The following is a 6,019-nucleotide window of genomic DNA, read 5'->3' on the forward strand; positions in this document are numbered from 1 at the left end:
CAATAATTTAGCATAAACATATTATCACCCCAGCCACAAAGATCACGCATTATATCTATTCGATACAATAACCTTCTGATACAATAACTTCTTTGTTTGGATAAAATCTCCAATTCAGCAAGGTAAGCACATTGAACATCGAATCTACGACACTGAAATTCTCCGGACATCAAACTTTCCCTATCCGTTATGGGTGGATTTACAAGATCATTCAAGAAGTTGTAAAAGGTGAGTCCCTTTCTAGTAAGTCGAACATCGAACAACAGATGCAGTCGATGGGCATGGGTAAAAACATGGTGTTGTCTGTTCGACACTGGATCCGAGCGCTGAACTTGGTGATTTGTATCGATAACAAAAAACAGACTTATCAACTAACATCGCTCGCTGAGCAGCTGTTTACGCACAAAAACGGTCATACCGCGTATGATGAATACCNTCGATAAAATAGGCACAACTTGGCTCCTGCATTGGTTACTACAATCTATCGGGCCTACTAAAGATGAGCTTAATGCCTCTAGGTTTTTCTTCAATTATTTCAATGGAATAAAACTAAAGAAAGACTCTTTGGCGATTGAAATCAAAGACGCATTGGCGAATCACGAAAAAGAACTCACACAAGCAACGCTAAACAAAGACATTGATTGTCTTTTACAAATGTATGCACGCAAATCGTTGCAGACCAACAAAGTCAACGAAGACAGCTTTGCCTCTCCGTTTACGGAACTCGGTTTATTAAAACAGGAGGGCGCTAAAAGCTACATTGCGGATCTTACCCGACGTCCATCTTTGCCTGTCGAAATTTTCGCCTATGCACTCATTGATTATATGCAGAAAAAACATAAGATTAGCAAGGTCAATACCTTATCTTTTGACGCATTGTTAAATGACGTAGGCTCCCCGGGACGCGTATTTCGCCTATCTTCCGCAGGGCTGAGTGACAAGCTGGATCAAGTAGAAACGCTCACTAACGGCAAATTTGCTTGGACCGATACTCAAGGCTTGAGACAAGTGCAGCACTCTTTTAGCAGCATCGATAGCATAGATCCAAGTCTATACCTTAAACAATACTACCAACCAGAGGAAAAGTAAGCGTGACTCTCAATAAACAATACTCTATCGCTACACGCCACCAACGTTCTACCCGTATCGATAGTGACTTGAGCGCAGACTTCTTTCCTGGCTTAGTTTACCACGGTACAGCACAAGCTTCTTTAGAAACGCTCCTTCGCCAATACGGCCAAACCGGACAAAGCGCTTACACATTAACAGGCGCTTACGGCTCCGGTAAATCGACAGTTGCGCTGCTCATGGCCGGTCTATTACATGCTGACTCAGCTAACCGTGGTGCTGCAATTAATACCATTAATACAGAATCAAAATTGCTATTAGAACAGAGCACACCATACCAAAAGGGGTGGCTACAAATACGCTCAGTAGGAGGCGTCAGTGGCCCTGTCGAATCCTTTTGGAATGCCACGCTGAGAGCGCTTGAGGAACACCCTAAGACAAATAGTGCCAAAGTGCTTAATAAGTATCGTAAATCCAGTGTTGAGAGTGATAGCGAACTGATTAGCTCTTGGAAGGCCCTCTTTGATGATGTAGCGCCTTACGTGGATGGTGTGTTGATCATTGCCGATGAGATGGGGAAAAGCTTAGAGTTCATCAACCGAAACGGGGGAGATTTACATTTATTTCAAGACATTGCTGAAGAGCTCTCTCGCCTTGACATTCCAGTCATTTTTTTGGGCTTGCTACATCAAGCATTCAGTGAGTATGCAAAAGAACGCGGTACTAAACTACAAGATGAATGGGCCAAAATTCAAGGCCGCTACAGCGATATTCTGTACAATGTATCGACCGATGAAACGGTAGCGCTGATCAGTAACTCAATCAAAAAAACGTCATTACACTGTAGTGGTGATGATGAGCTCGTCCGACGCGTACTCTCAGCTCTTGACGACAAACAACAGCGTAAAGAGTTGCTACTCACGCGTCTAGAACAATGTGTTCCACTTCACCCATTAACAGCATTGTTATTAGGGCCCATAGCCAAGAGGCGCTTTAGTCAAAACGAACGCAGTACATTCAGCTTTTTGAACTCGTATGAGCAATTCAGCTTCCAACTTTTCTTACAACAAACAAGCGATCAAAACGCTCGATACAGCCTTAGCCATCTTTGGGATTATCTTGAAGCCAATATGGAGCACGCAATATTGGGCTCCCCTGATGGGCATGGATGGGCAACTGCGGCGGATGCGATAAGAAAAGCGCTCAAACAAGACTTTTCTCCACAATGCATCGCATTGCTTAAAGCGATCTCATTAATTACCTTGTTCGGTAAATCTGCTAACTTAACAGCGACGGAAAGCATACTTCTTACCGCAACGGAGATTACCGACAAAAAGCAGCTAAAAGGATGCTTACAACGGCTAAAAGAAGCCTCATGCATCGTCTTTAGAAAGCACTTATCGTCTTGGGTCGTATTTGAAGGCTCAGATATCGATATTGCTGGCTTAGTGGAAGAGAAAATAGAACAACTGCACAACAGCCACGAAGCTGTTGAGCGTATTAACTTTAGTTCCCAAGTCATTGCAAAAGGTCACTATCATGAATTTGGTACACTGAGATGGGCTGCTCAAACTGTAGCGATGCAACTCAGCTATATCGATATACCGGCCCTTATTAGTTCCCGAAGTGGCGAGTTTGCAAATTTCTTGTTATTGCTAAAAGAAGAACCAGAAGACCGCCTACTTGAGCTGACACGCAATGATAAGTCGTTGATTATCGCATGTTCACCTAATGCATTTGAAATTATAAGCTTAGCTAATGAAAAGTACGCGCTGGATCTCATTAAAAGTGACAAAGCCACTGGTGCAGCGCTGACGCATGACAAGGTCGCTCGGGAAGAACATAGAGCACGCTCGTTTAACGCTCAATCGGCTTTAGAGGCGGCATTGACTGCCGCCTTCAACAATGCGCGATGGATACACAATGGAATGGTCTATGGCAAAGAAACGATGAGTGAAATCGCCACCTTTGCCGCTGACAGTATATTCCATCAAACCCCTAGAATTCTTAATGAGCTCGTTAACCGTAACAAACTTTCTGGTACGGCGGTTTCTGCTTTGAAAAAGTTGCTTGAAGCAATGCTTGATAAAGACGAACATGAGGACTTAGGTATTGAGGGTTTTCCACCTGAAAAATCAATGTATATCAGCTGCTTAAAAAATACCGCTATTCACTCCGCTGGTGGTGAAAAGGGCAAGCATTGGTCTAGAGGTGATCCAGACAAAAAGCTAAATGCCGTATTCGCCGCTGCGGAAAAACGTCTAAAAGATCGCAAGGGCAGCGAGATCGATTTATCAGAAATCGCAGAGCTTTGGGCAAACGCTCCTTTTGGTTTGACAAAGGGTGTCATTCCCATCTTTTTGCTCGCGTTTTTGAAATCGATGGGCGAACAAATCGCCTATTACGAGAAAGACATGTCTGGTGAATTTGCCTTCATTGCAGAACCCGACAGCGATTATGTGCACAAGCTGATAAAGAGCCCGGGCGTTCTTGCCGTCAAATACATCGTGTTGGCGAAGGATGAGAAAGAGTGGTTGCAGCATCTAGCGGTTTTTACAGCGTCCGAAACGAACCGTGATGTTTCCAATAACATCCTTTCTGTCGCGACACCGCTGGTGACGACTATGCACAACCTTCCACACTGGGTGAAAAATGCGCACCATATTGTCCCAGGTAACGACGAGCGCAACAGAGTCTACTTGAGAATCCGAGATCTATTTTTACAAGCCAATGACCCGCATACACTACTCATCAAAGATTTACGAAAAGAGTTAATCGCCTTTGGTGCTGATGAGTTTACGAGTCAAATCGATTTATTAGAAGACTGCTTTAGGGCATTGAGACAAAAGCACGAACAAATGCTCGCAGCGATTAAAACCAAGGTGAAAACCATTTTCCCAGAAAGTGGCGAAGAGCTTGCAGATATGTGCCAGTATGTCGAGCAGAATTCCGGCGACTTGCGCTTAAAAGCGTTCGCACGCGAACTCGCTAAAAGTGACACCGGACTGCTACAATGGCTGGAAAGCATGATGTCTCCCTCGTTTTGGAAGGGGATGATGGTAAACTGACATCGTTCAAACGAGAAATCAGAGCAGTAGAAACAGAAGAACTGGAAAGTACTATGAGTACTATTGAACATCAGCTCTCGGAACTTGACGATTTCCATAAAATCAATCTATTACAACAACTACTCAGGAAATCGCTCGAAGCGAAAAGTTAACGCACGCAGGTCTTTTTAATGAGTGATCAACGTAAGGTTAAACATGTCCTTGGCCTATCAGGAGGCAAAGACAGTGCTGCTCTCGCAGTATACATGGCTAGAAACTATCCTGAACTCGATATCGAGTATTTCTTTACCGATACTGGCAAAGAACTTCCAGAAGTCTATGAATACCTAGAACAACTTGAGATTGTACTAGGTAAGCCAATTTTGCACATCAACGATAAAAAAGGTTTCGATTATTGGTTAGAGCAACACAATAATTTTCTACCTGCTGGTCAGCAACGGTGGTGTACGATTCGCATGAAGCTCGAACCTTTTGAAAAATGGATTCGACCTTTTTTTAATGATGGCTATGAAGTCATTTCTTATGTCGGTATTCGCGCAGATGAACCATGGCGAGATGGCTACCGTCCTAATGAAAACCAAAAGTATCTCACCATTAAAATGCCATTTGCAGAAGACGGCATAAAAAAGCAGGGAGTCCTCGACATTCTCGATAGTGCTGGTCTAGGCTTACCCAAATACTATGACTGGCGTTCTCGCTCAGGCTGTACGTTCTGCTTTTTCCAACGCAAGATTGAATGGGTACGCCTGCGTGAAGAGCACCCAGAGGCCTTTGAGGAAGCCAAGTCTTACGAGAAAAGAGCAGAAACCAGTACCAATGGTGAAACCTTCTTCTGGATGGGCCCTAATGAGCCGCTAGAAACGCTAGAAGACCCTGAGCGTATAAAGCAAATCAAAGAAAACCACGAGAAGGTAAAGGCTCGGTTCGAAAAGAAAAAGCAACGTGAAAGAAAACGCCGCTTAGGTATGCATGCGATGGTCGATGACAGCATGCTCATCGACACGTTAGATATGGACGCAATGTATGACCTTGAAGAAGGCGGCGGCGCCTGTATCACTTGCTACAAATAAGTGAAAGCCGCGAAAAAAAGCGCTTTGTATGTGTAGTGGCATAGTGAATTTGGCCACCTGATTAGAGGTGTTAAGATACGCCTCATAGCATGACAGGTGAAACCATGACCAAACGCACAAGACGTACTTTCAGCCCGGAATTTAAACGTGAAGCCGCCGAGCTTGTTCTCGAACAAAACTACACGATTATCGAAGCAGCTACTGCCATGGGCGTCGGCAAATCCACCATGGACAAGTGGGTAAGGCAACTGAGACAGGAGCAACAAGGCGTTACGCCTCATGCTTCCCCCATCACACAAGAGCAAATTGAAATTCGGGAGCTAAAGAAAAAGCTGGCGCGCCTTGAGGAGCATAATGACATTTTAAAAAAGGCTACCGCTCTCTTGATGTCCAACTCTCTGAACAATTCTCGATAATCGAGAAACTCAAGACGAGCTATCCAGTTAACAAGCTGTGCCAGGTATTTAGCGTACGTCGCAGAAGCTTTCGTCACTGGCAACAACGTTCAAAAAAGCCGATATGTGCCCGAAAAGTCACGGAAGAAGCCAAGGTCAAGAAGCTCTTTCGCGACAATGAAGGCTCTGCTGGCGCGCGTAGTATTGCGCGAATGGCGACGGATCAAGATGTCCCGCTGAGCCGCTATCGTGCCAGCAAACTGATGGAGAAGCTTGGTTTAGTGAGCTGCCAAATACCCAGCCATACATACAAGAAGACAGGCGATGAACATGTTGAGATACCAAACCATTTAGACCGACAGTTTAACGTTGAAGCACCAAATCAAGTTTGGTGTGGTGACGTCACATACATCTGGAC

4 protein-coding genes and 1 pseudogene are annotated in these 6,019 nt (G+C 44.5%); all 5 read left to right on the top strand.

Annotated elements, in window-relative coordinates; translation table 11 throughout:
• Positions 1-131 precede the first annotated feature (131 nt).
• Positions 132-443, top strand: a complete 312-nt coding sequence (locus tag BZG79_RS16910; protein ID WP_277919399.1) for a DUF4007 family protein — start codon at positions 132-134, stop codon at positions 441-443.
• Positions 427-1,089: a DUF4007 family protein gene (locus BZG79_RS10820; RefSeq protein WP_277919403.1), complete on the top strand. Its 663-nt coding sequence runs from the start codon at positions 427-429 to the stop codon at positions 1,087-1,089. Before BZG79_RS16910 ends, BZG79_RS10820 begins: the two co-directional genes overlap by 17 nt.
• 2 nt (positions 1,090-1,091) lie before the next feature.
• On the top strand, positions 1,092-4,136 hold the full coding sequence (locus BZG79_RS10825) for a hypothetical protein (protein ID WP_242414165.1): 3,045 nt from the start codon (positions 1,092-1,094) through the stop codon (positions 4,134-4,136).
• A 170-nt stretch (positions 4,137-4,306) separates the two neighbouring features.
• Positions 4,307-5,206, top strand: coding sequence for a phosphoadenosine phosphosulfate reductase family protein (locus BZG79_RS10830; RefSeq protein WP_077670076.1), 900 nt, complete (start codon positions 4,307-4,309; stop codon positions 5,204-5,206).
• Between the two features lie 104 nt (positions 5,207-5,310).
• Positions 5,311-6,019, top strand: a pseudogene (locus BZG79_RS16705) (IS3 family transposase); the annotation flags it as partial.

It is taken from the genome of Salinivibrio sp. MA427, from assembly GCF_001996115.1.
Taxonomy (GTDB): Bacteria; Pseudomonadota; Gammaproteobacteria; order Enterobacterales; family Vibrionaceae; genus Salinivibrio; species Salinivibrio costicola.

Coding starts and splice junctions, on each gene's coding strand:
- BZG79_RS10830 (WP_077670076.1), top strand. CDS start 4,307: ATGAGTGATCAACGTAAGGTTAAACATGTCCTTGGCCTATCAGGAGGC.